The sequence below is a fragment of the Mesorhizobium sp. M1E.F.Ca.ET.063.01.1.1 genome (assembly GCF_003998155.1).
GTDB lineage: Bacteria > Pseudomonadota > Alphaproteobacteria > Rhizobiales > Rhizobiaceae > Mesorhizobium.
In genome coordinates this window covers 1-1193 of sequence record NZ_RZSC01001186.1, presented here as the reverse complement: position 1 = coordinate 1193, position 1193 = coordinate 1, and the positions used below count along the sequence as shown (strand labels likewise).

1 protein-coding gene and 1 pseudogene are annotated in these 1193 nt (G+C 67.6%); both read left to right on the top strand.

Annotated features, from left to right (window positions below):
- Nucleotides 1–645 (top strand): annotated as a pseudogene (locus EOA29_RS37110) (helix-turn-helix domain-containing protein); the annotation flags it as partial.
- A gap of 32 nt (nt 646–677) precedes the next feature.
- The coding region (locus tag EOA29_RS37105; protein WP_127222436.1) for a PQQ-binding-like beta-propeller repeat protein at nt 678–1193 on the top strand (516 nt) is incomplete at its 3' end.

Genomic DNA, 1193 nt, shown 5'->3' with positions numbered 1-1193 from the left:
CTGGTGATGAATGCGCCCGTGGCGCGGCTCGTCGCGCGAGGCGCGGAGAAAGCGCTGTTGCTTGATGAGGTCGAGATGCTGCTGGCATCCGGGGCGCTCATAGTCGACGCCTGCCGCAACGTCGTGCGCAAGGCCGATACGGTGGTCTCGCTGGCGACGCGGCCGGTGCTGTTCGCGCTGGCGCGCACGCTGGCCGAAGCCTGGCCGGCCGATGCTTCGCGGGAGGTACTGCTGAGACGCGCCTTCAGGGCCAGGCACGCCGATGAATCGCATCGTGCGCGGCTCAGGGTCGAGATGGGCCGGCTGCGCGCCGAATTGGGCGCGCTGGCCGAAATCAACGCGACGGCGGCCGGCTTCGCCCTCACGCCGCTGAACGCCGCCGAGGTCGCGGTGCTGGCGCCGCCTGTCGAGGAGGAGCACGGCGCTGTGCTCGCCTTCCTCGCCGACGGCGAGTCTTGGTCGAGCTCGGCGCTGGCGATCGCGCTCGGCGCCAGCGCGCGCACCGTGCAGCGGGCTCTGGAAGAGCTTTCGACGGCAAGCAAGGTGCAGGCGGTCGGCCGCGGCAGGGCGCGCCGCTGGATGATGCCGCCGATGACCGGATTCCCGACTGTGTTGTTACTCCCGGGTCCGCTGCCGAGCGACTAGTCTCCCGGCCATTGTTCAGATGGAGATCGAAAATGAAACGAGCCGCTGCCGAGATCCTGCGCGAATATGGACCCTTTCCGGACGCCGAGCGCGTCAATGGCGTCACCTACGACGGCAAGAATGTCTGGTTCGCCACCGGCGATAAGCTGAAGGCGCTTGACCCGGAGAGCGGCAAGATCGTGCGATCGATCGACGTCGCCTCGCATGCCGGGACCGCCTTCGACGGCGAGCACCTCTACCAGATTGCCGAGGACCGCATCCACAAGGTCGACCCCAAGACTGGCAAGGTCGTCGCCACCATCCCGGCCCCCGGCAATGGCGGCGATTCAGGCATGGCCTGGGCCGAAGGTTCGCTCTGGGTCGGCGAATACAGGGCACACAAGATCCATCAGATCGATCCTGAAACGGGCAAGGTGATCCGCACCATCGAGTCGAAGCGCGTCGTCACGGGCGTCACCTGGGTCGATGGCGAGCTCTGGCACGCCACCTGGGAAGGCGAGGAGGGCGACCTGCTGCGCATCGATCCCGAGACCGGCGACGTGCTGCAG